Annotated in this window: 23 protein-coding genes; 10 read left to right on the top strand and 13 right to left on the bottom strand. The window is 54.8% G+C overall.

The genetic code is table 11. The annotated features are described in order from the left end of the window. Nucleotides 1-2: 2 nt before the first annotated feature. On the bottom strand, nt 3-464 hold the full coding sequence (locus K355_RS0107050) for a (2Fe-2S)-binding protein (protein WP_022731416.1): 462 nt from the start codon (nt 462-464) through the stop codon (nt 3-5). A gap of 175 nt (nt 465-639) precedes the next feature. Further along, nucleotides 640-873: a hypothetical protein gene (locus tag K355_RS0107045; protein WP_022731415.1), complete on the bottom strand. Its 234-nt coding sequence runs from the start codon at nt 871-873 to the stop codon at nt 640-642. Nucleotides 874-1,089: 216 nt separating this feature from the next. Here K355_RS0107045 and K355_RS0107040 point away from each other — a divergent pair, with 216 nt between their 5' ends. Then, nucleotides 1,090-1,527, top strand: a complete 438-nt coding sequence (locus K355_RS0107040) for an Lrp/AsnC family transcriptional regulator (RefSeq protein ID WP_022731414.1) — start codon at nt 1,090-1,092, stop codon at nt 1,525-1,527. A gap of 161 nt (nt 1,528-1,688) precedes the next feature. On the opposite strand, the gene K355_RS0107035 is transcribed toward K355_RS0107040, so the two are convergent. From K355_RS0107035 to K355_RS0106995, 8 genes are all read right to left on the bottom strand, one after another. Further along, the gene (locus K355_RS0107035; protein ID WP_022731413.1) at nt 1,689-2,744 is read right to left on the bottom strand and encodes an ABC transporter ATP-binding protein; all 1,056 of its coding nucleotides are present in this window, start codon (nt 2,742-2,744) and stop codon (nt 1,689-1,691) included. A 99-nt stretch (nt 2,745-2,843) separates the two neighbouring features. Further along, nucleotides 2,844-4,073 carry a carbohydrate ABC transporter permease gene (locus K355_RS0107030; RefSeq protein ID WP_022731412.1) on the bottom strand — a complete coding sequence of 410 codons (1,230 nt, stop codon included), beginning with the start codon at nt 4,071-4,073 and terminating at the stop codon, nt 2,844-2,846. Beyond that, nucleotides 4,073-5,386 carry a carbohydrate ABC transporter permease gene (locus K355_RS0107025; RefSeq protein WP_028791414.1) on the bottom strand — a complete coding sequence of 438 codons (1,314 nt, stop codon included), beginning with the start codon at nt 5,384-5,386 and terminating at the stop codon, nt 4,073-4,075. The genes K355_RS0107030 and K355_RS0107025 overlap by 1 nt, the downstream gene beginning before the upstream one ends. 72 nt (nt 5,387-5,458) lie before the next feature. Next, the gene (locus K355_RS0107020; protein WP_022731409.1) at nt 5,459-6,805 is read right to left on the bottom strand and encodes an ABC transporter substrate-binding protein; all 1,347 of its coding nucleotides are present in this window, start codon (nt 6,803-6,805) and stop codon (nt 5,459-5,461) included. Next, the gene (locus K355_RS23355) at nt 6,802-7,926 is read right to left on the bottom strand and encodes a substrate-binding domain-containing protein (RefSeq protein WP_162142286.1); all 1,125 of its coding nucleotides are present in this window, start codon (nt 7,924-7,926) and stop codon (nt 6,802-6,804) included. Before K355_RS23355 ends, K355_RS0107020 begins: the two co-directional genes overlap by 4 nt. Nucleotides 7,927-7,958: 32 nt before the next feature. After that, nucleotides 7,959-8,150 carry a hypothetical protein gene (locus tag K355_RS0107010; protein ID WP_022731407.1) on the bottom strand — a complete coding sequence of 64 codons (192 nt, stop codon included), beginning with the start codon at nt 8,148-8,150 and terminating at the stop codon, nt 7,959-7,961. 277 nt (nt 8,151-8,427) lie between these two features. Next, nucleotides 8,428-8,868, bottom strand: coding sequence for a hypothetical protein (locus K355_RS0107000; protein ID WP_022731405.1), 441 nt, complete (start codon nt 8,866-8,868; stop codon nt 8,428-8,430). Between the two features lie 9 nt (nt 8,869-8,877). Next, nucleotides 8,878-9,156 (bottom strand): ECs_2282 family putative zinc-binding protein, encoded by a 279-nt coding sequence (locus tag K355_RS0106995; RefSeq protein WP_022731404.1) that lies wholly within the window; start codon nt 9,154-9,156, stop codon nt 8,878-8,880. Nucleotides 9,157-9,463: 307 nt separating this feature from the next. On the opposite strand from K355_RS0106995, the gene K355_RS0106990 reads away from it, so the two are divergent. After that, nucleotides 9,464-10,627, top strand: coding sequence for an MFS transporter (locus tag K355_RS0106990; protein ID WP_022731403.1), 1,164 nt, complete (start codon nt 9,464-9,466; stop codon nt 10,625-10,627). 115 nt (nt 10,628-10,742) lie between these two features. On the opposite strand, the gene K355_RS0106985 is transcribed toward K355_RS0106990, so the two are convergent. Next, nucleotides 10,743-11,984 (bottom strand): saccharopine dehydrogenase family protein, encoded by a 1,242-nt coding sequence (locus K355_RS0106985; RefSeq protein ID WP_022731402.1) that lies wholly within the window; start codon nt 11,982-11,984, stop codon nt 10,743-10,745. A gap of 82 nt (nt 11,985-12,066) precedes the next feature. Continuing rightward, nucleotides 12,067-13,164: a carboxynorspermidine decarboxylase gene (gene nspC / locus K355_RS0106980; protein ID WP_022731401.1), complete on the bottom strand. Its 1,098-nt coding sequence runs from the start codon at nt 13,162-13,164 to the stop codon at nt 12,067-12,069. A 443-nt stretch (nt 13,165-13,607) separates the two neighbouring features. On the opposite strand from nspC, the gene K355_RS0106975 reads away from it, so the two are divergent. Further along, nucleotides 13,608-14,096: a VOC family protein gene (locus tag K355_RS0106975; RefSeq protein WP_022731400.1), complete on the top strand. Its 489-nt coding sequence runs from the start codon at nt 13,608-13,610 to the stop codon at nt 14,094-14,096. A 32-nt stretch (nt 14,097-14,128) separates the two neighbouring features. Here K355_RS0106975 and K355_RS0106970 read toward each other — a convergent pair whose 3' ends face one another. Further along, entirely contained in the window at nt 14,129-15,163 is a 1,035-nt protein-coding gene (locus K355_RS0106970) for a LacI family DNA-binding transcriptional regulator (RefSeq protein WP_022731399.1), read from the bottom strand. A gap of 175 nt (nt 15,164-15,338) precedes the next feature. Between K355_RS0106970 and K355_RS0106965 the strand changes: the two genes are divergently transcribed. The 7 genes from K355_RS0106965 (at nt 15,339) to K355_RS0106930 (ending at nt 24,071) form a co-directional block, all read left to right on the top strand. Continuing rightward, on the top strand, nt 15,339-16,892 hold the full coding sequence (locus tag K355_RS0106965) for a sugar ABC transporter ATP-binding protein (RefSeq protein WP_022731398.1): 1,554 nt from the start codon (nt 15,339-15,341) through the stop codon (nt 16,890-16,892). Then, the gene (locus K355_RS0106960; protein ID WP_022731397.1) at nt 16,885-17,907 is read left to right on the top strand and encodes an ABC transporter permease; all 1,023 of its coding nucleotides are present in this window, start codon (nt 16,885-16,887) and stop codon (nt 17,905-17,907) included. The genes K355_RS0106965 and K355_RS0106960 overlap by 8 nt, the downstream gene beginning before the upstream one ends. 65 nt (nt 17,908-17,972) lie before the next feature. Beyond that, nucleotides 17,973-18,929 (top strand): ABC transporter substrate-binding protein, encoded by a 957-nt coding sequence (locus K355_RS0106955; RefSeq protein ID WP_022731396.1) that lies wholly within the window; start codon nt 17,973-17,975, stop codon nt 18,927-18,929. Between the two features lie 91 nt (nt 18,930-19,020). Continuing rightward, nucleotides 19,021-20,076, top strand: a complete 1,056-nt coding sequence (locus K355_RS0106950) for a sugar phosphate isomerase/epimerase family protein (protein WP_022731395.1) — start codon at nt 19,021-19,023, stop codon at nt 20,074-20,076. Nucleotides 20,077-20,146: 70 nt separating this feature from the next. Further along, nucleotides 20,147-21,310 (top strand): Gfo/Idh/MocA family protein, encoded by a 1,164-nt coding sequence (locus tag K355_RS0106945; RefSeq protein WP_022731394.1) that lies wholly within the window; start codon nt 20,147-20,149, stop codon nt 21,308-21,310. A gap of 432 nt (nt 21,311-21,742) precedes the next feature. Then, nucleotides 21,743-22,708, top strand: a complete 966-nt coding sequence (locus tag K355_RS0106935) for a 2-hydroxyacid dehydrogenase (RefSeq protein ID WP_022731392.1) — start codon at nt 21,743-21,745, stop codon at nt 22,706-22,708. A gap of 199 nt (nt 22,709-22,907) precedes the next feature. After that, on the top strand, nt 22,908-24,071 hold the full coding sequence (locus tag K355_RS0106930) for a TRAP transporter substrate-binding protein (RefSeq protein WP_022731391.1): 1,164 nt from the start codon (nt 22,908-22,910) through the stop codon (nt 24,069-24,071). Nucleotides 24,072-24,086 lie beyond the last annotated feature (15 nt).

Here is a 24,086-nt window from a genome sequence, read left to right as displayed (position 1 = left end):
ACTTAGGCCTCCAGCTTTTGCGATGCGAGCTTGATGGCTTCGTTAATGCGGACATAGGTCACACACCGGCACGCATTGCCGTACATGTATTCCTTGATGTCTGCATCGGTCGGGCTGGGGTTTTCGGTCAAAAGACCGATGGCCGACATGATCTGACCGGACTGACACCAGCCACATTGCACCACATCCTTTTCACGCCAAGCGGCCTGAACGGCCTCGGCAACTTTGTCGGTTGCCCCTTCGATGGTGGTGATTTCGGTTTCAACCGCATCCTCGACAAAGGTCTGGCAAGACCGGGTCGGATAGCCATCGACATGCACCGTACAGGCGCCGCAATAGGCAACGCCGCAGCCAAATTTGGTGCCGGTAAGCTGTAGTTCGTCGCGCAGAACCCAAAGCAGCGGGGTGCCCGGTTCGGCGTCAACGGTTCGGGATTCACCATTGATCTTAAGCTGATATTGCATGACCGCCTCATCTCTCTCTTTTGGCTTGTTGGCTGATCATTGCGGGGCTGTGGGTAACCGACGGGTAACCACCCCGAAAAGAAAAAAGCCTGCCGATACAGGATATGTACCGGCAGGCTTTTCATCACATCGGCAAACAGGGTGGGGCGCCAGTTTGCCGATGGGGAATGGGTAATCAGTTGGGCAGACGACCATGTTCGCAGGCAAATTGAACGTCGCGGCGTGCAATGCCGATGTCATCAAGAATTTCGCGCGGGGCCGACCGCAGCATTTGGGTGTCGCGGGCGATCTTGTATGCGTGGGCCCATTTGCGGGGCAAAAGGACGAGCCAGCGCCAGACAGATGCGCCTGAAACCGGCGCAACATTGGTGGTGGCGACGAGGGGATCAGTCGTAACATGTGCTGGCATGATGCTGGCTCGCTAGTTTGTTTGCTAATAAGGGGTTAGAGTTTCCTCTGAACCCACAGATAAACTACGCCTGCGATATGTTGTTTGGCGCGCAAACTTCGCCATTCGGTGCGAGATTTCCGCAAAAATTTTGCAAAAACGATTTTCTTTCGCTGGCGGCTTGGGTCATCCTTGTTTACAGGGAGTTACATCATGATGAACCGGGAAGACTGAACCGTGGCGGAGCTTGATAAATTCGACCATCGCCTGCTTGAACTGTTGCAGGAAAACAGCCGTTTGACCGGCAGCGAGCTTGCCGACCGTGTCGGGCTGTCGTCCGCGGCCTGTTTGCGCCGGGTTCAGCGGTTGCGCGAAACCGGCGTGATTGAACGCGATGTTGCGATTGTGTCGCCTAAGGTTTTTGGTAAAAAGATGATGGTTATCGTGCTTTTGACCATGGAGCGCGACCGGCCGGATCGGTATATGTTGATGCGTGAGGCGTTTGCGAAAATGCCCGAAGTTGTCCAATGTCATCATGTGACGGGGGCACATGATTTTGTGTTGCGAATTCAAGTCACTGACATGGAAGAATACAGCGCATTTGTCGACCGGGTGTTTCATGAACCCTATATCAAACGCTATGAAAGTCTGGCGGTTCTGGGGTCGCTGAAGTAGCGGTTCGGGCTGTTTTTATTATTCATGTTTTTTGAATAATCATCTTTATTATTCATTTTAAGCAAATAACCAAATGGCGAACCAAGGACCCGACGACGGCCCGCCATTTGGGTGACATTTGACCGCATTTTAATTGTATGAGGATTAAAATGCGTCATCGATCAGGCCGGAATGGTTTTTTCGGCGGCATCGAACAGATGCACATTTTCCGATCCGAATGTCAGCCCGATCCTATCGCCGACAGAAGCGTCGGAATGGCCGACGATGCGCACGGTGAAAAGTCCGACGTCGGTGACATTGACATAGGCAAAGCTGTCCGAGCCGAGATGTTCCATCACATCAATCTGACCGACAAGGATGCCGTCCTTTTCCGCACACAGCGACATATGTTCGGGGCGGATGCCCATTTTGGTTGCGCCATCGGCATTGCGGGCAATATCGGACGTGTTGCCATCACCAAATGTCAGCGTACTTCCCGTGCCGGTGCAATCGACGACATTCATTTTCGGTGAGCCGATGAATTGCGCGACAAACAGGTTGCCCGGATGACGATAAAGATCAAGCGGGGAGCCGATTTGTTCGATCTGGCCTGCTTGCAGCACGACAATTTTGTCGGCCAGCGTCATGGCTTCGACCTGATCATGGGTGACATAGACCATGGTCGCACCAAGCTTTTGATGCAGACGGGCGATTTCAAGGCGCATTTCAACGCGCAAAGCGGCATCAAGGTTTGACAGCGGTTCATCAAACAAAAACGCACGCGGCTCGCGGACAATGGCGCGGCCAATCGCCACGCGTTGACGTTGCCCACCCGACAGGGCCTTGGGTTTGCGATCCAGATAATCTTCGAGTTTGAGAGTTGCAGCGGCCTCATCGACCTTGGCGGTGATGTCGGATTTGGGCATGCCCGCCACGGTCAGCGCAAAGCCCATGTTTTCGCGCACCGACTTGTGCGGATAAAGGGCATAGGACTGAAACACCATGGAAAGTTCACGTTCGGCGGGCGGTTTGCCGGTGACGTCATCGCCATCAATGATGATCTGGCCGTCGCTGGCTTCGACCAGACCGGAAATAAGGCGCAGCAAGGTGGATTTGCCACAGCCTGACGGGCCGACGAAAATCACCAACTCGCCTTCGTCGATTTGAAGGTCGATGCCTTTGATAACCTCGACACCGCCAAATGATTTACGGATGTCTTTGAGTTCGATCTGACCCATTTTATTTGGCCTCCTGATCTTTGGCGGTGGGCGTTTTTTTTATGGATGGTGTGGATGGTGCGAAATGCCGTACGGGCATTTGATGCATTGATGATCTGATCATCCCTTGACACTCCCGGCCGTCAGGCCCTGAACAAGGAAGCGTTCAAACCACAGGAAAATCGCCAAGATCGGGACCGTGGCAATCACCGCACCAGCCATAAGGTGCTGACGGGGAACTTCCGAGGAATTGAGCGAGACAACCCCGCGTGACAGGGTGAAGATGCCCGGATCATCCAGGAACATGAAGGCAAACAGGAACTCGTTCCAGGCAATCATGAAGACATAGAGCGATACCGATGCCAGTGCGGGCAGGGCGAGTGGCAAGGTGATTTTCCAGATCACGCCAAGGCGCGACAGGCCATCCATCACACCGGCTTCTTCAAGTTCGGCGGGAATGCCGCGAAAATATCCCTGAAGCATGTAAAGAGCGACGGGAACCGTGGTGGCCGGATAGACTATCAAAAGCCCAACCAGCGAGTTGCGCAGGCCAAGCTGGCTAAACACCGCATAAAGCGGGATCACCAGAACGATCATGGGTACGAGATAGATCAGCAGGATCGAGCTTGAAAGCACGGTCTGGCCGGGGAATTTCAACCGGGCGACCGCATAGGCACCCGGAATGGAAAAGGCCAGCGTGATGATCACGGTCGAGACCGAGACAATGGTCGATGTCAGAAGGAAACTGCCAAAATTGAACTGGGTAAACAGTTCGACGTAGCTGTCGGTCAGGCTGGCAAAGCCCTGTGTCAGGTCAATTGACAGATCCAGCGGGTTTAAAAACAGGTCTTGCTGGTTTTTGAGGCTGGTCATCACCATCACATAGAAGGGCAGGATGACAATCACGCTGAAAAACACAAAGCCAAGCCCCTTGAACACGCGCACAATGACAAGATCAAAGCTGTAGCGTTTGAGCATCCCCGAATGCGCATCCATCAGACACATGCGGTTGGCAAAGGTGATGGCCAGTGCAATCAGGCCAACGCCAAAGGCCTGAGTGGCAGAATTTTGGGAGAATGACAGGCTGAACGGCATGGCAAAGGACACCAGCATCATCGCAATCACCACCGCGGCAAAGGCGACAAGATATAATCCCGGTGTGCGGTTTTTAGGCGCGCGCGAGATAATGATCGCGGCATTGACCGCCCCGGCAAGCGCACCCGCCGACATGATCGGGGTGGCGGCAAGACCGGTAATCAGGGTCAGTGAGATGCCGGTAATGACAATGGCAATCACGCCCCAGATCAGGCCCGAAATCAGGGCAAGTAGAAGACCCGTACCAATACGCATTACTGATCCTCCCGATGGACGAATTTGAAGTAGAACACGGCAAAGACCAGAAGCAGGATGAAGATGGCGACGGCCACGGCCGCCCCGGCCCCAAGGTTTGAAAGGGCAAAGCCCTGTTCATAGACATCAACGGTCAGGGTCCGCGTGCCCGCAGCCCCGCCGGTCAGAAGGAAGATGTCGTCGAATTTGTTGAACGTCCAAATGAAGCGCAGCAAAAACAGGGTCGATAGAATGCCCAGAAGCTGCGGCAGGGAGATGTGCCAGAACTGTTGCAGCGGGGAGGCACCATCGACCTCGGCGGCCTCATACATGTCTGAGGAGATCGACTGCATCCGGGCGAGAATAAACAGGAACGACAGCGGGAAATACCGCCATGCTTCAAAGGCGATCACGGTGGCAAGGGCCAACGGGAATTCAATGGTCAGGCCAAAGATATCAATCGGAAGGGCGCGTTGGCCAAAGAAGTTTACCCCGGCATCGGTGACGTTCATGCGTTGCAAAATCGCATTAAACGTACCGTTAAACGGATCAAGCAGGATCACCCATGTAAAGGCGACCGCGATCACGGGGGCGACATAGGGAAACAGGAAAAGGCCGCGAATGATTGAGCGGCCCTTAAAGGGCTTGTTTAAAATCTGGGCGGCAAACAGGCCAAGCACCAGTGCGCCCAAGGTGCCAAAGACGGTATAGGCAATGGTGACCCAAAGCACGCTCCAGAATTCGCGGGAATCAAAGATGCGCGCAAAGTTATCGAGCGTGAACTGGTTGTTGGTGAGAATGTTTTCGGAAGTGCCGGTCAAGGTTGGTTCGCTGTCGCGGGGCGACACCGGATTGGCGGCAAAATCGGCATTAGCGGTGGCTTTGAGTTCAAGGCGTTGACGGTCCCCGCCTTCAAGCCGGTCGAGACGGCAGGTGACATTTTGACCGGTGATTTCACAGGCGGGGTCAATGTCGGTGACGGTGATGCCAGACGGCAGGGTATCGGTCAGCACAACGTCGTCAATCGCCCCGGTTTGCGATGAATTTCGCATGCGGTACTGAATGCGAAATTCTTCGCCCGCGACATCCATGTCGCCGCGGATACGTTCGGACACCACAGGGGTTGGCGGGCGCAAATCGGACAGTTTGACCGGCTTTACCGAAATCCAGAAATTGGCCAGCAACGGAAACAGGACAATGCCCATCACAATCAAAAAGGTCGGCGCCAGCATCCAAAGCGCAAGTTTTGCTTCGCGCCGGGCCATGGGGCCGAGTTTTGATTTTTTGGGCGGTGCTGTTGCGGATGGTGTCTGGGTGCTGTGGGACGTTGTCATCGTCTTTGGTCCGTTGTGAAAACCAGATATTCGGGGCGGCCCAAAATCAGCCCGCCCCGAATTCAAGATCGTTTATTCGACGGCGGCGATTTCTTCGTTGATCAAATCAGCCGTTGCCGATGCATCACGTTCGCCGTCGATATATTCGCGGACCAGCGTGTTGATGATCTGGCTGTTGATGATGCGCGATGCCTTGGCCAACTGGCCTTCGGCGACACCCCAACGGTTTGCCGTTTCAAGCCCCGAAACGATTTCGTGGATCACGGCCGGATCATACAGCTCGGACAGCGGTTTTTTGCGATCCACGCCAACCGGCAGGGTTGACCACATATCGACGAATTTTTCCGGTTCGTCGGCAGTACCATTGCGGACCGGGAATTTGCCTTCGGGGGCGATGGACAATGTATTGCCATAGCCCTCGTCCATCGAGAATTTGACGAATTCTTCGGCGGCATCGGTATCGGCGTCATTGGTGATGCCGAAATAGTTGATGTCCCCCCATGCGGCACCATCCGGGTTGGACGGGCCGGTCAGACGGGTGACGATGCCGGTTTTCGATGCCAGTTCGCCCGATGTCGGGTCATCGTTGATGGTAGGCGGGGCGCTGTCACGCAGGCCCGCCAGTTCATCCAGAATGAAGGGCGACCAGATGATCATCGCCGCCTGACCGGCGAAATAGACTTCGCGCGATTGTTTCCAGTACAGATCACCGGGGGGCGATGCCTTGGCGATGGATTTATAGAATTCGAGTGCTTCGACCAGCTTGGCCTTGTCAAATCCGACAGAGCCATCCTTGGCAACCGGGGTTGCGCCATTGGCCAGAAGCACATGTTCGAGCACCTGACTCATGAAGTTGTCGTCGATCTTGGTCGCGGCGACAAAGCCATACATTTCCGGCGGATTGTGCAGTTTTTCCAGCGCCTTTTGAATGTTGGCGTAGCTGTTGGGGGCCTCTAACCCGGCTTCGTCAAACAGATCCTTGCGGTATAGCACCATCTGGGTCCAGCCATCGGACGGAACGGCGGCGGTTTCACCATCAAAATCGGCCATCGACAAGGCGGCCGGGGCAAAGGTATCAGCCCCAAGATCGCGGATGACTTCGTTGTTGGCTTCGGTATCAAGGATACCAGCCTCGGACCATGGCAGGACATATTGCAGGGTCAGATAAATCACATCAGGCAAATCACCGGCGGCATAGGCGGCCGTGGCCCGTGTGCCGAGTTCGGATTCGGTGACCGGAATGACTTCGACGGCGGTGCCGGTTTTTTCCTCAAACGCCTTGGCCATTTCCTGTTGCTTGGCAAGGCGGTCTGGTTGTTCTTCGATGGTCCAGAAACGCAGCTGCGCACTTGCCATGCTGGTGGAAACCAGCAGGCCGACGGCTGCGAGAGTCAATGCACGCGTAAACCTTGTTTTCATGAGATGCCTCCCTTGGCATTGGCGACCGGCATGGATGCCGGTTTGGCACTAACTGCCAGCTTTGGCGCTGGCGGATTGGCTGATCCACGGATGGTCAGCGTTGCTTCCCACAAGATTTGGGAAAACTCGGATGCGGGCGCGTTGGCCTCTTTGGTCTCGTTGGCCTGTTCGACAACAATGCGGCCAACCGCGCGGCCGACCTGATAACTGGCCTGGCTCATGGTGGTCAGGCCGGGGTGGATGGCCTCCCCCATGGGCAGGCCATCAAAACCGATAACCGATATTTCTTCGCCAACCGTAATCCCGGCATGGGCCAGCGCATGGATCGCACCAATGGCGACCGCATCGGTGACGCACAGGATTGCGGTGGGGCGGTCGGGATGTTTGAGGAGGTCGGCAACGGCGTGCCGGGCGGCCATTTCATCGGTGATGCCGTCATGAAGGTAGCCGTCAAGAACATCGCAGCCATGGGTTTTTGCCGCGCTCAGATATCCGGACCGGCGTTGCCACGCATAGTTCAGGTCGGGATCGCCACCGAGATAGGCGATCTTGTGATGGCCCAAACCAACAAGATGGTCCATGGCATCGACAAAGGCCTTTTCATTGTCGATATCGAGCCACGCATAATCGTCGCAGTCTTCGGTGCGGCCTTGCACAACAAAGGGGATATGCGATTTGCGCAGATAGTCGATGCGCGGGTCGTGGCGCCGTGTGCGGGCAATGACAAAACCACCCACCTTGCCGGACCGGATCAGGCGGTCCATGACTTCGACCTCGTCATGGCCCTCGGGGACGGCGGCAACCAGCAAATCCCAGTCCGACAGGGCAAGCTCGGTCGCCAGCCCGTCAAGGATTTCGGCCAGAAACGGATCAATTTGATGACCATGGCGGGCGGGCAGGACAAAACCGACGGTTTCAACCACACCACGCGCCAAACGCCGGGCGGTGGTGGAGGGGCGATAACCCAGTTCATCGGCGGCCTTGCGCACGCGCGCGATGGTTTTGTCGGCAATGTCGGGATAGTTGTTCAGCGCGCGCGAAACCGTGCCCTCGGACAGGCCAAGGTGCTTTGCCAGTCTGGCAATCGACATGGTTTGCGGGCGTTGCCGAACGCGTGACACAGGGCCTCCCTTGTTTTTATTCAGATCCTTTTTCATTTCATCGCCTTTTTGACGATGTTTTTGCTGCCGAAACCGCTTTCGGGGAGGTGAAACGCTATCCGAAAGCGGTTTCGGTTGTCAAACAGTTGATTTTGAAGGGTTTGTTTTGCGGTGCGGTAGCGGGGGTGGGCTGTTCGTAAGGGTGGGGGCTTTTTCAGGGAAATTTGGCGCTCCCCGTCGGTCATGAGACGCCCTTAGCCAATGGTATTGTTTTTTGCCGCCGGATATTTTGTGCGCCGCCCTTTCCGGCGCGGGATGCGCCCATGGCGTCATTTCCTGACCACAAGGTCAGGACTCGATACCATTCATGATCAGATGCCGGAATATTGAAGAAGGGGGGACACTCCCCTTTTTGCTTTGCTTTTTGCTTTGACAGTTGCAGGCGCGAACGTCTGCGGCGCGTCGCAAGCCAACGCCCCAGTCGACGCAAAGTCGGCCCAATGGCCATGCGCAATCCCGTGGTCACAACGTCAGATAGCTGGGTTTCTCATTACTGTCCGAATGATCGTCTGCCCATTTCAGCAACACCGCATGCTTGCGCGGTGTCCGCATATGGACGTGTGCAATCAGGTCAACCGAATCGTGCTGTTCCAGCACTTCCATGGGAAATTTGTCGCGGATCTCCTGATCTGGAATCAGGCCATTGCTGTCCGGGAACTCGATCTGGACGTTCCTCGCTGCGGCCTTGCCTCGGTTAAAGATCTTTACCCGGTACTTACTGTTTCCCAGCTTGACGACTTTTGCGCCAATATCGGCCTTCTTTTCTTCCAACGCTTCTGCTTGACTTTTCTTTAAGCTATGTCGGAGTAGAGGAATCTGGCGCCAGTTGAACCAGAAGTTCATCCCTAATGACAGCGCAGCGATCAGTAGGGCAATCAGCGAGATGATGTCGCTGAATTCCATCATCATCCCCTATTTGAACTTGATGTGCTTGTTGCCGCGGAATGCCTTTTTCAGGGTATTTCGCATCTCTTTCGCGAAGTCGCGGGTAATCTCTTGGCCCATCTCCTTCACGTGCTCGTTAATGTTTTCGCCATTCTCCTCAATCAATTCGTCCCTCGTGAACCTACGGCCGCAGCCCGCGCAGTGGGCTGAATCGACGATTTCATCGCTGTTTTCGAATTCGAACTGGTCGCTACCACAGATCGGGCACAGCAACGTGACCGAGCGGTTGTACTTCTCGGCATCCATCCAATCGTCCTTCCATTCAATCCTAGTATTTCCTCTATGCCGTGGCAGGATCATAGCACAACCCAAGCTAGCGGATGAGTGCATTCTAAAGCACCTCGTCTTTATTATGGAACTTGGGCACGGCAATAACGTGATCGGACGGAAAAAGGGGACCGGAAAAAGGGGACAGTCCCCTTTTGCTTTCCTTTTGCTTTCCCGTCCCCTTTTTGCTTTTATCGTTTGAGGCATGCCTTGAAGTCGGGGTTCGTTTTTATCTGCTAAGTATCGAATTTCCTTGCCTAAAACAGGCCAAATCATATCACATGGCATGATGACACAGCAAAATGCCGAAATTAATCCGAATGCCATTGCGCAAGTAAAGGTTCTGGCCTTGCTTGGGGCGGTGTTGCTTGTCGGGGCAAACTCATTTGTTTTAAGCCCAATCTTGTCTGAGGTCGCCTTTAGCCTTGCGACCGAGACCTATCACGTGGCGTGGGCGATTTCGGCGTTTGGCGCGGCGACGGCGGTGTCAGCCCTGACCTTGGCGGGGATGATTGACCGGATGTCGGTTGGCCGTGTTTTGGGCAGTGCGGCACTTTTGTTGGCGGTCGCACAGGTTTCAAGCGGGTTGAGTGAGCATTGGATATGGCTGTGTCTGTCGCAGGCGCTGGCCGGGGTGGCGGTCGGTATTTTGTTGCCCGGATCCTATGCCACGGCAACGGCAACGGCCCCCAAGGGACGCGAAGCCGCGCGGCTGGGCGTGGTTCTGACCGGCTGGGCGTTATCGTTGGTGGTGGCGGTTCCGGCGGCGGCGTTTATTACCGAGCATGTTGGCTGGCGGATGGTTTATTTCCTGATGGCCGGATTGTCGGTGCTGGTGGCCGGTATTTTGGTGGTTTTGCTGTCAGACATACGCGGCGGGGTCAGCACGCGGACATCGCCGCTGCGGGCGCTTCGCCTGCCCGGCGTTTGGCCGCTTTTGGCGGTGATGCTGGTATATATGACTGCCTTTTACGGCAGTTTTGCCTTTTTCGGGGTTGGTATCCGCCACGCCTTTGACCTTACGGCGCAAGGAAGCGGTGTTTTCGTCCTGGCCTATGGGGTGGGATTTGGCGTGATGGGATTTGTTTTGGGCATGGTGTCGCCCAAAATCACACGCGGCTATCTGTGTTTGGTTTTGCTCGCCATCGCCACAAGCTATGGCACGTGGGGATTGACCCTGCAAAGCCAGATCAGTGCCGTGGCGGGAACCGCCATTTGGGGGATGTTAAACCAGCTTGGTCTGAATGCGCTGGTGGTGTCGTTGAACCGGCAGGCATCCGACGCACGCGGTGCGGTGATGGGGCTGAATAGTGCGGTGACCTATTCGGCGGTGTTTGCCGGGCCGATGGTCATGGGGCCGATTTATGCCGCATCTGGCTTTACGTTGGTGACGGGGGTTGGCGCGGTTTTGGTGCTGGGGGGCGTTATCGTCAGTTGGAAAACGGTCTGATCGATCTGATCGATCTGATCCATCGGGGCGACAAGCGAGATAGACCCATAAAAAGAATGGCGGGCCATATGGATTTGGCCCGCCATTTTACGTTTTAGATCAGCGCATAAACCGCTTAGCTGAAATCGAGTGCGCGGTCGCCATTGGCATCCTTGATGCGGGTCGGAAGGCCCATGCCGTTCAGAAGATTGAGGAACGGCTTGGCGGGCAGGTCTTCGACGTTGGCCATTTTTTTGACGTCCCATTCGCCCGTCGCGATCAGCATGGCGGCGGCCACCGGCGGTACGCCAGCGGTGTAGGAAATGCCTTGGCTGCCGACTTCGTTAAAGGCGTCTTTGTGATCGGCGACATTATAGATCAGGACTTCGGTTTCCTTGCCGTCCTTCGTGCCCTTGACCAGATCACCGATGCAGGTTTTGCCGGTATATTCCGGGGCCAGCGAGCTTGGGTCCGGCAGGCAGGCTTTTACGACCTTAAGCGGGATGACTTCCTGTCCCTCGGCCGTGGTCACGGGCTGTTCGGACAGAAGGCCGATGCTGTTAAGCACGGTGAAGACATTGACGTAGTGATCGCCAAATCCCATCCAGAAGCGGACGTTCGGTACGTCAAGGTTCTGCGACAGGGAATGGACTTCGTCATGGCCGGTCATGAAGGTCTGGCTTTCGCCGACCACGGGCATGTCCCAGATTTTCTTGATTTCGAACATCTTGTTGGACTGCCATTTGCTGTCCTGCCAAGAATAGACCGTGCCGGTAAATTCGCGGAAGTTGATTTCCGGGTCGAAATTGGTGGCAAAATATTTGCCGTGGCTGCCGGCATTGATGTCGATGATGTCGATCGAGTCAATTTTATCGAAGTAATCTTCGACCGCCAGTTTGGCATAGGCGTTTACAACACCCGGATCAAACCCGATGCCAAGGATCGCGGTCACGCCTGCTTTTGCGCATTCTTCGCGGCGTTTCCATTCATAGTTGGCATACCATGGCGGGGTTTCGCAGATTTTGTCCTGTTCTTCGTGGATGGCGGTATCAAGATAGGCAACGCCAGTTTTGATACAGGCCGACATGACGGGCATGTTCACGAACGGAGATCCGACATTAATGACGATCTGGCTTCCGGTTTTTTCGATCAGGGCTGCGGTCGCATCAACATCGGTGGCATCCAAGGCGTGACCTTCAAGAACGCCGGGGTTCTTAAGTGCCTTCTTTTCGTGGATGCTGTCGATGATCTGCTGACACTTCACAGCAGTGCGTGAGGCGATATGAATATCGCCCAGCACGTCGTTATGCTGTGCACATTTATGGGCAACCACCTGGGCGACGCCACCGGCACCAATAATCAGAACATTCTTTTTCATGTCGGGCCAAAAACTCCCTTGTTTGAGAGGTGGGGGCAGGTTTTGTTCTGCCCCGGTTCGCTATGAAAACAGCCCTTTCGGGTTACGAAAGGCTTGAGACGAAGTCAGTAAAGTCAAATTCGCGAATAACGCGTTCTGTACCGTCGAGTTCCCGGATGACGATGGACGGCATGCCGACCCCGTTAAACCAGTTCTTTTTGACCATGGTGTAGCCCGCGGCATCGTCAATCGAGATGCGGTCGCCGACCTTGATTTCATGTTCAAAATTAAAGTCGCCAAAAACGTCCCCGGCAAGGCAGGATTTGCCACAAATCATGTACGCATGATCGCCGGTGTTGGGCAGCACCTTGGCATTTTCGCGGTAGATCAGAAGGTCGAGCATGTGGGCTTCGATTGAGCTATCGACGATGGCCAGATTCTTGCCGTTAAACAGGGTATCAAGCACGGTGACCTCAAGCGTTGTGCTTTTGGTGATCGAGGCTTCGCCGGGCTCGAGATAGACCTGCACGCCGAATTTTTGCGCGAAGGCCCGAAGGCGCGCACAGAATTTATCGAGCGGGTAATTTTCGCCGGTAAAGTGGATGCCGCCACCCAGACTGACCCATTCAACACGCGACAAAAGCGATCCGAACTTTTGTTCGATGTTCCCCAACATGCGATCAAACAGATCGAAATCGTCATTTTCGCAGTTGTTGTGGATCATGAAGCCGGAAATTTGATCCATCACGGCTTCGACCTTGGCAACATCCCATTCGCCAAGGCGCGAAAACGGGCGGGCAGGATCGGCGAGATCAAAGCTTGAGGTCGAAACCTGCGGGTTTAGGCGCAGGCCGCGCACGATGTTTGAGGCCTTATCGCCAAAGCGGGTTAGCTGGCTGATGGAATTGAAAATGATCTTGTCGGCATTTTCGATCACCTCGCCAATTTCGCCGTCCGAATAGGCGACACTATAGGCGTGGGTTTCCTTGCCGAATTTTTCGCGGCCCAGTTTGACTTCATAAAGCGATGACGACGTGGTGCCGTCCATATAGTCGGCCATGAAATCAAATACCGACCATGTGGCAAAGCATTTGAGGGCCAGAAGCGCCTTTGCCCCGGAATGTTCGCGCACATAGGCGATCTTTTCCATGTTGCGCAAAAGCTTGGACTTGTCGATCAGGTAATATGGCGTTGCGGGCATGGGCGGCTCTCTACAACTATGTCACGGGGATGTGGGATGATTGGGGGCTTTGGCATAAAACGCCAAAGCCGGACGGTCCATCAGGCGCACCAACAAAGGTGCGATCCTCTAATGGTCGGCGAAACGCTGCGTCATCCATGATCCGGAGACGGATAAACTATGGTCATTCATCGTTTATGTCCCCCATCAAGGGCGGTGATGCCAAATGCGCGTCATTTGAATATGGGTAACAACGCGCGCGATTGCCGGTATGTTCCGCAAGGCGACCCAATAGCAGTGGGGGGCAAGGGGGTCAATACGGTAATCGGCCTATATGTACTGTGATTTCGCACATGGTTGCATGTTGTGATTTCATGACGATTTCAAAAGCAGGACATCGGATTGATTTTGGAGCGAAATTCACCATCTGTTGAGAAGGGTAAATAAGACCAACGGAGGCATACATGACAGCTGCACCAGTCAGTGTCGATCATCTTGCATTTCCAACCCGTGATCTTGCGGCGACAGACGCGTTTTACTTGAATGTCATGGGGGCAACACTTGTTCATGCGGAAAGTGGCTATAGCCCGTCATGGAAAAGCGATTACCTGCTGATCACCTATGCCTTGAGCGACGGCACGCGACTATCCTTTTATGACTGGCCGGCCGATAACGGGCCGTATGCCGATGATCCGCAGATGCCCGATGATGTGTTTCATATCGGGTTGCGGTGTCGGTCGGCGCGCGATGTGATTGCGTGGCAGAACCACCTGTTTCAGCACAAGATTGTCTATCATAACGAAGATGATGGCACGTCACGCCGCCTTTTTGTGCGCGATCCCAATGGCATCCGGTTTAAGATTTTTGCATCTGAAAGTGCCAAGTCCGACGAGGACCACGAAGGCCGCGCACGGGCGGTTTATGATGAGTGGCGTAACATCGGCAACGGTTAAGGAACCTGACGTCAGGGCCGCTCATTTGGATGTCAGCCTTGCGGGCAGGGGCCGGTACTTTGCCGGATGATCAATTCGGTCGGGACAATGACCGGATCGGTTTTGCCGGTTTTGTTCGGAGTCTTGGGATCAAGGCGATCAAGCAACAGGGTAATGGCCTGTTCGCCCAGACGGCGGCGCGGTTGGCGCACGGTGGTCAGCGGCGGGTCATAGGCCGCGGCCAGATGAATATCATCAAAGCCAAACACCGAGACGTCTTCTGGCACGCGCAGGCCAAGTTCCTTGGCGGCAACAATCACGCCGATGGCCATGCCGTCACTGGCACAAAACAGCCCGGTCGGGCGTGTTTTGGCATCGGCCAGAAGGCTGCGCCCGGCGGCAATCCCGGCATCGATTGAATAATCCCCGACAAAGGTCAGTTTGGGATCAATTGCAATGCCATGTTCGCTCAAGGCCCGGCGGTATCCGGCAGTGCGATCCACGGTCAGGATGTTGTTGTCCGGTCCGGCCACATTGGCGATCTTGCGGTGGCCATGGTTTATCAGGTGGGTGGTGGCCTCAAAGGCGGCCTGTTCATTGTCGATAATCACCGTGGGCAGACCACATCCGGGGATGCGTTCGCAGGCAATGACGACCGGCGGGGTGGCATTGGCCGGGGAATTGGCCAGCGGGGCCGGAAGACGCCCGTTCAAAAGGATCATCGCGTCGGCCTGATTGCTGCGCAGATAGGCGGCATAGGTGGCTTCGCGGTCGGGGTCGTTTTGAGTATCACCAATCAGGACATTATAGCCCGCCTTGCTCGCCCCTTGTTCAATGCCAGAGAGGATTGCTGAAAAAAACGGGTTTCCGATGTCTGGCACTAGCAAAAGAATCATGCCCGAGCGGTTCAAACGCAGGTTTCGGGCCATGACATTGGCGGTATAGCCGGTGGTCGCAATCGCGGCCTGCACTTTTTCGCGTGTGGTTTGGGAAACCACATCAGGTTTGTGCAAAGCCCGGCTGACAGTGGCAATCGATACCCCTGCGTGGCGGGCAACATCTTCAATCGTCGCGATTTTTTCGTGCATGCTTCTTCCTACTCCGCCGGTCACAGGCTGTCCAGCGGCATTCAACACGGTGGTGCGCTGGGTGATTTTGGTCACTGTTACGCAAATGTAAAGGTTTACATGAAAAATGAAAACGTTTACAGAGAAGGTAACCAACAGATGATCGCGAAAATGCGACGCTAGGGAGGATATATTCATGACGGATGCGGCCGTTCACGCCGTTGATCCCGATCAGGAGGGGTGCTCGCGCCTGTCCGGTCGGCAGATTTGCAAGTCATTCGGATCGGCACAGGTGCTTTTCGATGTTTCCATCGATCTGCATGCGGGCGAGGTCCATGCGCTTTTGGGCGAAAATGGTGCGGGCAAATCCACACTGGTTAAAATTCTTTCGGGCTATCATCAGCCAACCAGTGGCGAGTTGATCCTTGATCAGGCGCCGGTCAGTTTCGTTGATAGCGAAGTTGGCGAAGGCCATGGCGTGATCCTGATCCATCAGGAATTGAACCTTGCCGAGCAGCTTACCGTCGAAGAAAACATCTTTCTGGGCCGTGAAATCAAACGCGGCTGGTTCCTTGATAAGGCAACCATGCGCGCACAGGCGCAGGAGCTTCTGGACCAGTTGCAATGTGATGTCGATCCACGCGCACGCATTCGCGATCTTGCGGTGTCGGACCGTCAGATGGTTGAGATCGCCAAGGCGCTTTCGAAAAAGGCCGATATCCTGATTTTGGATGAGCCGACCGCGGTTTTGACGGGGCGCGAGGTTGAGATCCTGTTTGATCAGATCAGGCGCCTGCGCGAACAAGGTGTCGCGATCCTGTACATTTCCCACAAGCTTGATGAAATCAAGGCGATTGCCGACCGGGTGACGGTGCTGCGCGATGGCCGCCATATCACGACCGAAACGGTGGCCGAGCTTGAAAAGGACGATATGGCGCGACTTATGGTCGGACGCGATATCAAACAGATGTTCCCCGACCGGGTCCCCGATCACAGTGCCGAAATCGTATTGTCGGTGCGCGATGTTTCGGTGGACGGGCAGGTGCGCGACGCCAGTTTTGATCTGAGGCGCGGCGAGGTTCTTGGCTTTGCCGGGATTGTTGGCGCGGGGCGCACAGCCCTTATGGAAGCCATCATCGGGTTGCGTGAGCGCAGCAGCGGGCGCATTGAGCGCAACGGTGAGCCTGTCAAAATCAACAGTCTGCAAGATGCCAAGAAATGCGGCATTGCCTATTTGACCAAGGACCGCAAAGGCAGCGGGTTGCTGCTTAATATGGATATGCGGCCCAATTTGACGTTGCTGGCCCTTGAGAAATTCGGGCGGGTGTTCATTGACCGCAAGGCCGAGGAAGCCGCCCTTGAGACCGCCATTGAGGCGTTTGATATCCGGGCGGCTGATCGCAAATCAAAGGTCGGTGATTTTTCCGGCGGCAACCAGCAGAAATTGCTTCTGGCCAAGGTTATGGAAACCGATCCGGACATCGTGATCATCGATGAGCCGACACGCGGCATCGATATCGGCACCAAAAGCGAGATTTATCATTTCATCGGCGATCTTACCGATCGCGGAAAATCCGTCATTCTTCTGTCGTCCGAGATGCCCGAAATGCTTGGCCTGTCTGACCGTATTGCGGTGATGGCAGGGGGGCGCATTACCGGCATTCTCATGGGGGATGGCCGCAATGAGCATGAGATCATGCGGCACGCGACAGGAATCTCAGGCAAGCAGGGAGCGTCTGTTCATGAGTAGCGTTGAGCGCAACGAAGCACCGACAAAGAAGACTTCGGGCGGCTTTAGCATTGATTTTAAAGCGCTGGGCCCGTTTTTGGCGCTGGTTGGTCTGTTTGTTTTGGGGACGGCGATTAATGACGCCTTTCTGAGCGGCGGCAACCTGTCGAACATCTTCACCCGTGCGGCCTTTATCGGCATCATCGCGGTGGGGGCGACATTCGTGATTACCGCCGGCGGCATTGACCTTTCGGTCGGGTCGATGGCGGCGTTTATTTCAGGGGCCATGATTGTCGTGATGAACGGTCTGGTCGAGACACTTGGGGCCGGGGTTGAAACCGTGCTGCTGGGGGTCGTGCTCAGCGTGATCCTTGGCATCGGTGCCGGGGCGATCAACGGGCTTGTCAGCACCAAGGGCAAGATCGAAGCGTTCATTGTTACCCTTGGCACCATGGGGATTTACAGATCGCTTGTGACCTATATGGCCGACGGCGGGACCTTGTCGCTGGATTTTGATATCCGCGGTGTGTATCGCCCGGTTTATTACGGCGACATTCTGGGCATTCCCGTACCGGTTCTGGTGTTCTTTGCCGTCGCGGTGGCCGGGTATGTTTTGCTTAACATGACGCCGTTTGGCCGCAAATGTTTTGCCATTGGATCGAACGAGCAGGTCGCGCGTTATTCGGCCATCCATGTCGACCGTATCAAGACCCTGACCTATGTCATTCAGGGGCTGTGTGTGTCGATTGCGACGATCATTTATGTGCCGCGTCTGGGGTCGGCATCAAGTTCAACCGGGGTTCTGTGGGAACTTGAAGCGATTGCAGCCGTGATCATTGGCGGCACCATGCTTAAGGGTGGCTATGGCCGCATCTGGGGCACGGTTGTTGGTGCGATCATGCTGACCACGATTGGTAATATTCTGAATTTGACGGATGCGATCAGTAACTATCTGAACGGAGCAGTTCAGGGGCTGATTATCATCGTTGCCGTGTTCCTGCAACGTGGGGACTGGCGACGCAAAAAGAGCAAATAACCGGCGATCAACGTCCGGGATGAATGTGAAAATGCATCATTTTTTTTGATCAGGAGGAAGCGTTGATGAAAACGTTTACAAAATATCTGGGGGCCGCCTGTGTTCTGGGCCTTGGCCTTGTGTCTACCGGTGCGATGGCACAGGAAAAAATTAAGATCGGTGTTTCCATTCCAGCAGCGACCCATGGCTGGGCCGGTGGTCTGAACTGGCATGCCGAGCAGGCCGAAAAACGGATTGAAGCCACCTATCCGAACATCGATGTCATCGTTGTTTCGGCAAACGGCGCAACCGAGCAGGCCAACGATCTTGAAGATCTGGTGTCGGTTCAAAACATTGATGCACTTGTGGTGTTGCCGTTTGAGTCTGATCCGCTGACCGTTCCGGTTCAGCAGGTTAAAGAAGCTGGCAAGTTTGTTACCGTGGTTGACCGTGGTTTGTCCCTGCCGGGGATTGAGGACGTTTATGTTGCGGGTAATAACCCGGAACTGGGCCGTGTATCGGGTGAATACATCCGTAAACGCCTCGATGACGAAGGCAAGATCGTTATCCTGCGCGGTATTCCGACCACGGTTGATACCGAACGTGTGGATGCGTTTATCGAATCCATCGAAGGATCAAACATCGAAGTGCTTGATATGAAGCACGCCAACTGGAACCGCGATGATGGCTATGAAGTCATGCAGGACTTCCTGTCGCGTTTCCCGCAAATCGATGCTGTCTGGGCACAGGATGATGACATCGCGCTTGGCGTGATCGAAGCTGTCAAACAGGCTGACCGTACCGACGAGATGTTCATCGTTGGCGGTGCTGGCATGAAAGACATCATCAAACGCGTGATGGATGGCGACAAACTGACGCCGATTGACGTTCTGTATCCGCCGGCAATGATCGCAACCGCGATGGAACTGACCGCGCTGAAATTCACGTCCAGCATCCCGGTTGAAGGCCGTTATATCCTTGGTGCGACTGTCGTTACGCAAGAAAACGCCAAGAACTTCTATTTCCCTGACAGCCCGTTCTAAGGCTGGAACTGCAAACGGGACCGGGTGGCACGATGGTTGCCCGGTCCCGACCTTTCCCATTTAACACTGCCACAGCGCTAAGAGGTTATCGATGAAAACGCTCAAGGGACCGGCATTGTTTCTTGCGCAGTTCGCAGGTGACGACGCCCCGTTTAACAGTCTTGATTCCATCGGCAAATGGGCTGCGTCACTCGGCTACAAAGGGGTGCAGATCCCAAGCTGGGACAAACGCCTGTTTGATGTTGAACGCGCAGCACAAAGCAAGGATTACTGCGACGAGGTCAAAGGGACACTTGGCGCACATGGTGTGGAAGTAACCGAACTTTCGACCCATTTACAGGGTCAGCTTGTTGCGGTTCATCCGGCCTATGATGAAATGTTTGACGGCTTTGCCGTGCCCGAAGTACGCGGCAATCCCAAAGCCCGTCAGGAATGGGCGGTCAATCAGGTTAAAGCAGCCCTTAAGGCATCGCAAAATATGGGCATCAATGCCCACGCAACATTTTCCGGCGCACTTGCCTGGCCATATGTCTATCCATGGCCGCAACGCCCGGCCGGTTTGATTGAAACCGCGTTTGATGAATTGGCGGCACGCTGGACCCCGATCCTCAATGTTGCAGAGGAATGCGGCGTTGATGTTTGCTATGAAATTCATCCGGGCGAAGACCTGTTTGACGGGGTAACGTTTGAGATGTTCCTTGAGCGGGTGAACAACCACGCCCGCGCGAACATTTTGTATGACCCAAGCCACTTCGTGCTTCAGCAGCTTGACTACCTTGATTTCATTGACATTTATGCCGACCGTATTCGCATGTTCCATGTCAAGGATGCCGAGTTTAACCCGACCGGACGCCAAGGCGTTTATTCGGGCTATCAGGGCTGGGCAAACCGGGCGGGGCGTTTCAGGTCGCTTGGCGATGGTCAGGTTGATTTTGGGGCGATTTTCTCAAAACTGGCCGCGATTGATTTTGATGGCTGGGCCGTGCTGGAATGGGAATGTGCGCTTAAACATCCCGAAGACGGCGCACGCGAAGGGGCGGAGTTCATCAAGAACCATATCATTCGCGTGACGGAAAAGGCATTTGACGATTTTGCCGATGGTGGCACGGACGAGGCGGCCAATCGCCGTATTCTTGGACTAAGTTAAGGTCTGGTCATATGGTGTCTGATCTGGTGTGATCAGACACCAACAGGCAACACGATATTTGGAGGCAGACATGAGCAAAACGACCCCCCTTAACCGTCGCATTCGACTGGGTATGGTTGGCGGCGGCCACGGGGCATTTATCGGGGCGGTGCATCGCATTGCCGCCCGGCTTGATGATCGTTATGAACTGGTCGCAGGCGCGTTATCGTCCAAGCCAGATGTTGCCCGTGCGTCGGCCGAGGAACTGTTTATTGCAGCCGATCGTAGCTACGACAGTTTTGAGGCGATGGCAAAACAGGAAGCCGCGCGCGACGATGGCATTGATGTGTGCGCGATTGTCACGCCAAACCATGTTCATTTTCCCGCCGCCATGGCGATGCTTGATGCCGGTATTCATGTCATCTGTGACAAGCCGCTTTGCTTGACCGTGGATGAAGCCGAACAGCTTGCAGCCAAGGTCAAGGAAACCGGTCTTCTGTTTGCGCTAACCCATAATTACACCGCCTATCCGATGGTGCGCGAAGCCCGCCAGATGGTTGCCGATGGCAAGCTTGGCGATATCCGCTTGGTGCAGGTTGAATATCCGCAAGGCTGGATGGCAACCCGTGTGGAAGATACCGATAACAAACAGGCCAGTTGGCGGGCCGATCCGGCCAAGGCGGGCATGGGCGGTGCGCTGGGCGATATTGGCACCCATGCGCATAACCTTGCAAATTTCGTCTCGGGCTTGGAAATCAGCGAGCTGTGTGCCGATGTGGATGCGATTGTTGCGGGCCGCAAGCTTGACGACAATGTGCAAATCCTGATGCGCTATGCCAATGGCGCGCGCGGGATGCTGTGGGCCAGTCAGGTTGCCGTGGGCCATGAAAACGGCCTGAAATTGCGGGTTTACGGCGACAAAGGCGGGATTGAATGGGCGCAGGAGCACCCCAATCATCTGCATTTCCGCCCGCTTGACGGCCGTCCGGAATTGATGACGCGCGGTGGGGCTGGCATCGGTGCCGAGGGGCTTCGCGGTGTGCGTGTACCGCCGGGACATCCGGAAGGATATCTTGAAGGGTTTGCCAACCTTTACACCGATTTTGCCGACCAACTTGGTGCGTTTTTAAATGGCACCGCGCCAGATGCCGCATCGCTTTTGGTGCCGGGCATCCAGGAAGGTCTAAACGGCATGAAATTTGTCGAAGCCGTCGTGCGTTCCGGACGGGAAGGGGCAACGTGGGTTCGACTTTAAGGGGGCAGGTTTTCTGGGGAAACCTGTGACCACACAAGGAACTTAACCGTGTTCTTCCCGCCGACGTGTGTCGGTTGCAGGCCGTTGCTTTTATCAAGCAACGGCCTTTTTTTATGGCTCTTGGGCCGATTTAACGGCGTCTTTCGCGGTCATGGGCGGTTTTCATCGGGAACTTTGCCGATGGGACAGGGCAGGCAGATGATGCCGACTCGGGTGGATAAGGCGATCTAAGGGCTTGTTTGATCATGGTTTCCGGGCCGTGCGCGACAGCCATCTTTTGGCAAAGACGCAGGATGCCGCGTGTTGGTTTTCCACGAAGTGAAAAAGAATAGCCCTTTGATTGATCGCCTATTGATGGAATTTCCGTATAGGTGTTTGCTTGAAAAATAATAAATAAACCAGTCCTATCAGGGAAACACCGGGAGCGTTTTAATGCCCGACAAGCCAAGGCTTCTTATCACACGTAAACTAACCGATGCTGTTTTGATACGAGCCGCACGCGATTACGATGTGACTGTTAATGCCGACGACCACGTTTTTGCGACCGATGAGCTGATTGCCAAATGTCAGGATGTGGACGCGGTGCTTCCGTGTCATTCCGAGCATTTTTCTGCCGATGTGATCAGCGCATTGCCAGAACGGTTAAAAATCATCGCCAATCATTCGGTGGGGGTTGATCATGTTGATCTGGTAGCCGCCAAGGATGCCGGGGTTGTTGTGACCAATACGCCGGACGTTTTGTCCGATGCGACGGCCGAAATTGCCATGCTGTGTATGCTGGGTGCGGCACGTCGCGGGGCGGAAGGCGATGCAATGATCCGGGCCGGGAAATGGGATTTCTGGTCGCCAGCCTTTATGGTCGGGCGGCAAGTGACCGGCAAGCGGTTTGGCGTTCTTGGGATGGGACGTGTCGGGCAGGTGGCGGCCGAACGTGCGCGCGGTTTTGGAATGATAGTTCACTATCACAATCGCAAACCCGTTCCCGAGCATCTGGCCAAAGGGGCCGTGTTCCATGACACGGTCGAAGGATTGTTTGCCAATTCCGATGTGTTGTCGCTGCATTGCCCCGCCACACCGCAAACCACCGGAATCATTAACAAAGACACGATTGCATTGTTGCCTGATCGCGCGATCCTTGTGAATACGGCGCGTGGCAATCTGGTCGATGAGGCGGCCCTTGCCGATGCGCTTGAAAGTGGGAAACTGTTTGCGGCCGGGTTGGATGTGTTTTGCGATGAACCGGGTGGAAATCAACGGATTAGCGCGTTGAAAAACGTTTTCCTGTTGCCACATGTAGGTTCCGCGACCGAGGAAACGCGCGATGCGATGGGGTATCGCGCGCTTGATAATCTTGATGCTTATTTTAAGGGTCGTGAACCGGGTGACCGGGTGGCCTAACAAGGCGGGTTAACCGTCAAATATCAGTGAATTCAAAGCTTTAACAATAACAAAATGCGTGCCGGTTTTTGGTCCCGAAACGGGGAAAGCGCATCGACATGATCTTCAACAAAAAGGTCAGGGGCTTTTGAAGGCTGAATTTACCGTTCGTTTGTGGGCAATGGTTGTCGATTTATGACGGTATTTCTGGGAGGAAGTAATGAATACGAAAGATAAATCTGAAGGCAAGAAGTCCGTCGAAGTGTCGCGTCGTTCGTTCCTGACCAAGGGTGCGACCGGTGTGGTTGCCGGTGGTGCCGTAGCATCAGGGCTGTTCGCAGCCCCTGCTGTTCATGCACAGCCAGCACCGATGGTGTTGAAAATGCAGACGTCCTGGCCGTCATCTGACATCTGGATGACGTTTGCTCAACAATATGTTGATCGTGTTGAAGCCATGTCGGGTGGTCGTTTGAAAATCGACTTGCTGCCTGCTGGTGCGGTTGTTGCCGCGTTTCAGGTTCTCGACGGTGTCAATGACGGCGTGATTGATATTGCCCATTCCGTACCGGTTTACTGGTACGGCAAAAACAAGGCCGCATCGCTGTTTGGGACTGGTCCGGTGTTTGGTGGTTCTGCCACCACCATGCTGAGCTGGTACTATGCCGGGGGTGGTCAGGAGTTCTACCGCGAGCTGACCCAGGACGTTATGGGACTTGATATTGTTGGTCGTCTGGGCTTCCCGATGCCAGCACAGCCTTTCGGCTGGTTCAAGAAGCAGGTGAATGCGGTTAGCGATATCGAAGGCCTTAAGTACCGTACGGTTGGTCTGGCAGCAGACCTTCTGCAGTCTATGGGTATGTCCGTTGCCCAGCTTCCGGGCGGTGAGATTGTGCCGGCGATGGAACGTGGCGTGATTGACGCGTTCGAGTTTAACAACCCGTCGTCTGATATGCGTTTTGGCGCACAGGATGTGGCGAAAAACTACTATCTGTCGTCATACCATCAGGCATCTGAAAGCTTCGAGTTCCTGTTTAACAAAGGGCTTCTTGAAGACATGGACCCGGATCTGCAGGCCATCTTGCTGCACAGTGTTGAGGCGGCTTCGACGTCAAACACCGCCCTTGCCATGGACAACTATTCCGCCGACTTGCAGAAACTGCAAGACGAAGGCGTGGAAGTTCACCGGACGTCAAAAGACATCCTGGCAGCACAACTTGAGGCCTGGGACAAACTGATCCCGACGCTTGAAGAAGATTCGTTCATGAAACGGGTTCTTGATAGCCAGCGTGCATGGGTGGAACGTGTGACCTATTACGAACTGATGAACTCACCTGATTATCAGCTCGCATACGAACACTACTTCCCGGGCAAACTGAAACTCTGATCAACCCATAGGTTT

Source organism: Thalassospira lucentensis MCCC 1A00383 = DSM 14000 (assembly GCF_000421265.1).
GTDB classification, from domain to species: domain Bacteria; phylum Pseudomonadota; class Alphaproteobacteria; order Rhodospirillales; family Thalassospiraceae; genus Thalassospira; species Thalassospira lucentensis.
The sequence above is the reverse complement of the archived record's forward strand: the minus strand, read 5'-3'. Positions and strand labels throughout refer to the sequence as shown.

Bases quoted from the DNA above. Each gene is read 5' to 3' on its own strand.
- K355_RS0106945 (WP_022731394.1), top strand. From the start codon at position 20,147: ATGAGCAAAACGACCCCCCTTAACCGTCGCATTCGACTGGGTATGGTT.
- K355_RS0107050 (WP_022731416.1), bottom strand. From the start codon at position 464: ATGCAATATCAGCTTAAGATCAATGGTGAATCCCGAACCGTTGACGCC.
- K355_RS0107000 (WP_022731405.1), bottom strand. From the start codon at position 8,868: ATGGAATTCAGCGACATCATCTCGCTGATTGCCCTACTGATCGCTGCG.
- K355_RS0107020 (WP_022731409.1), bottom strand. From the start codon at position 6,805: ATGAAAACAAGGTTTACGCGTGCATTGACTCTCGCAGCCGTCGGCCTG.
- K355_RS0106970 (WP_022731399.1), bottom strand. From the start codon at position 15,163: ATGCACGAAAAAATCGCGACGATTGAAGATGTTGCCCGCCACGCAGGG.
- K355_RS0106990 (WP_022731403.1), top strand. From the start codon at position 9,464: ATGATGACACAGCAAAATGCCGAAATTAATCCGAATGCCATTGCGCAA.
- K355_RS0107045 (WP_022731415.1), bottom strand. From the start codon at position 873: ATGCCAGCACATGTTACGACTGATCCCCTCGTCGCCACCACCAATGTT.
- K355_RS0107035 (WP_022731413.1), bottom strand. From the start codon at position 2,744: ATGGGTCAGATCGAACTCAAAGACATCCGTAAATCATTTGGCGGTGTC.
- K355_RS0106935 (WP_022731392.1), top strand. From the start codon at position 21,743: ATGCCCGACAAGCCAAGGCTTCTTATCACACGTAAACTAACCGATGCT.
- K355_RS0106975 (WP_022731400.1), top strand. From the start codon at position 13,608: ATGACAGCTGCACCAGTCAGTGTCGATCATCTTGCATTTCCAACCCGT.
- K355_RS0106995 (WP_022731404.1), bottom strand. From the start codon at position 9,156: ATGGATGCCGAGAAGTACAACCGCTCGGTCACGTTGCTGTGCCCGATC.
- K355_RS0107010 (WP_022731407.1), bottom strand. From the start codon at position 8,150: ATGACCGACGGGGAGCGCCAAATTTCCCTGAAAAAGCCCCCACCCTTA.
- K355_RS0107025 (WP_028791414.1), bottom strand. From the start codon at position 5,386: ATGACAACGTCCCACAGCACCCAGACACCATCCGCAACAGCACCGCCC.
- K355_RS0106955 (WP_022731396.1), top strand. From the start codon at position 17,973: ATGAAAACGTTTACAAAATATCTGGGGGCCGCCTGTGTTCTGGGCCTT.
- K355_RS0107030 (WP_022731412.1), bottom strand. From the start codon at position 4,073: ATGCGTATTGGTACGGGTCTTCTACTTGCCCTGATTTCGGGCCTGATC.
- K355_RS0106965 (WP_022731398.1), top strand. From the start codon at position 15,339: ATGACGGATGCGGCCGTTCACGCCGTTGATCCCGATCAGGAGGGGTGC.
- K355_RS0106950 (WP_022731395.1), top strand. From the start codon at position 19,021: ATGAAAACGCTCAAGGGACCGGCATTGTTTCTTGCGCAGTTCGCAGGT.
- K355_RS0106985 (WP_022731402.1), bottom strand. From the start codon at position 11,984: ATGAAAAAGAATGTTCTGATTATTGGTGCCGGTGGCGTCGCCCAGGTG.
- nspC (WP_022731401.1), bottom strand. From the start codon at position 13,164: ATGCCCGCAACGCCATATTACCTGATCGACAAGTCCAAGCTTTTGCGC.
- K355_RS0106930 (WP_022731391.1), top strand. From the start codon at position 22,908: ATGAATACGAAAGATAAATCTGAAGGCAAGAAGTCCGTCGAAGTGTCG.
- K355_RS0106960 (WP_022731397.1), top strand. From the start codon at position 16,885: ATGAGTAGCGTTGAGCGCAACGAAGCACCGACAAAGAAGACTTCGGGC.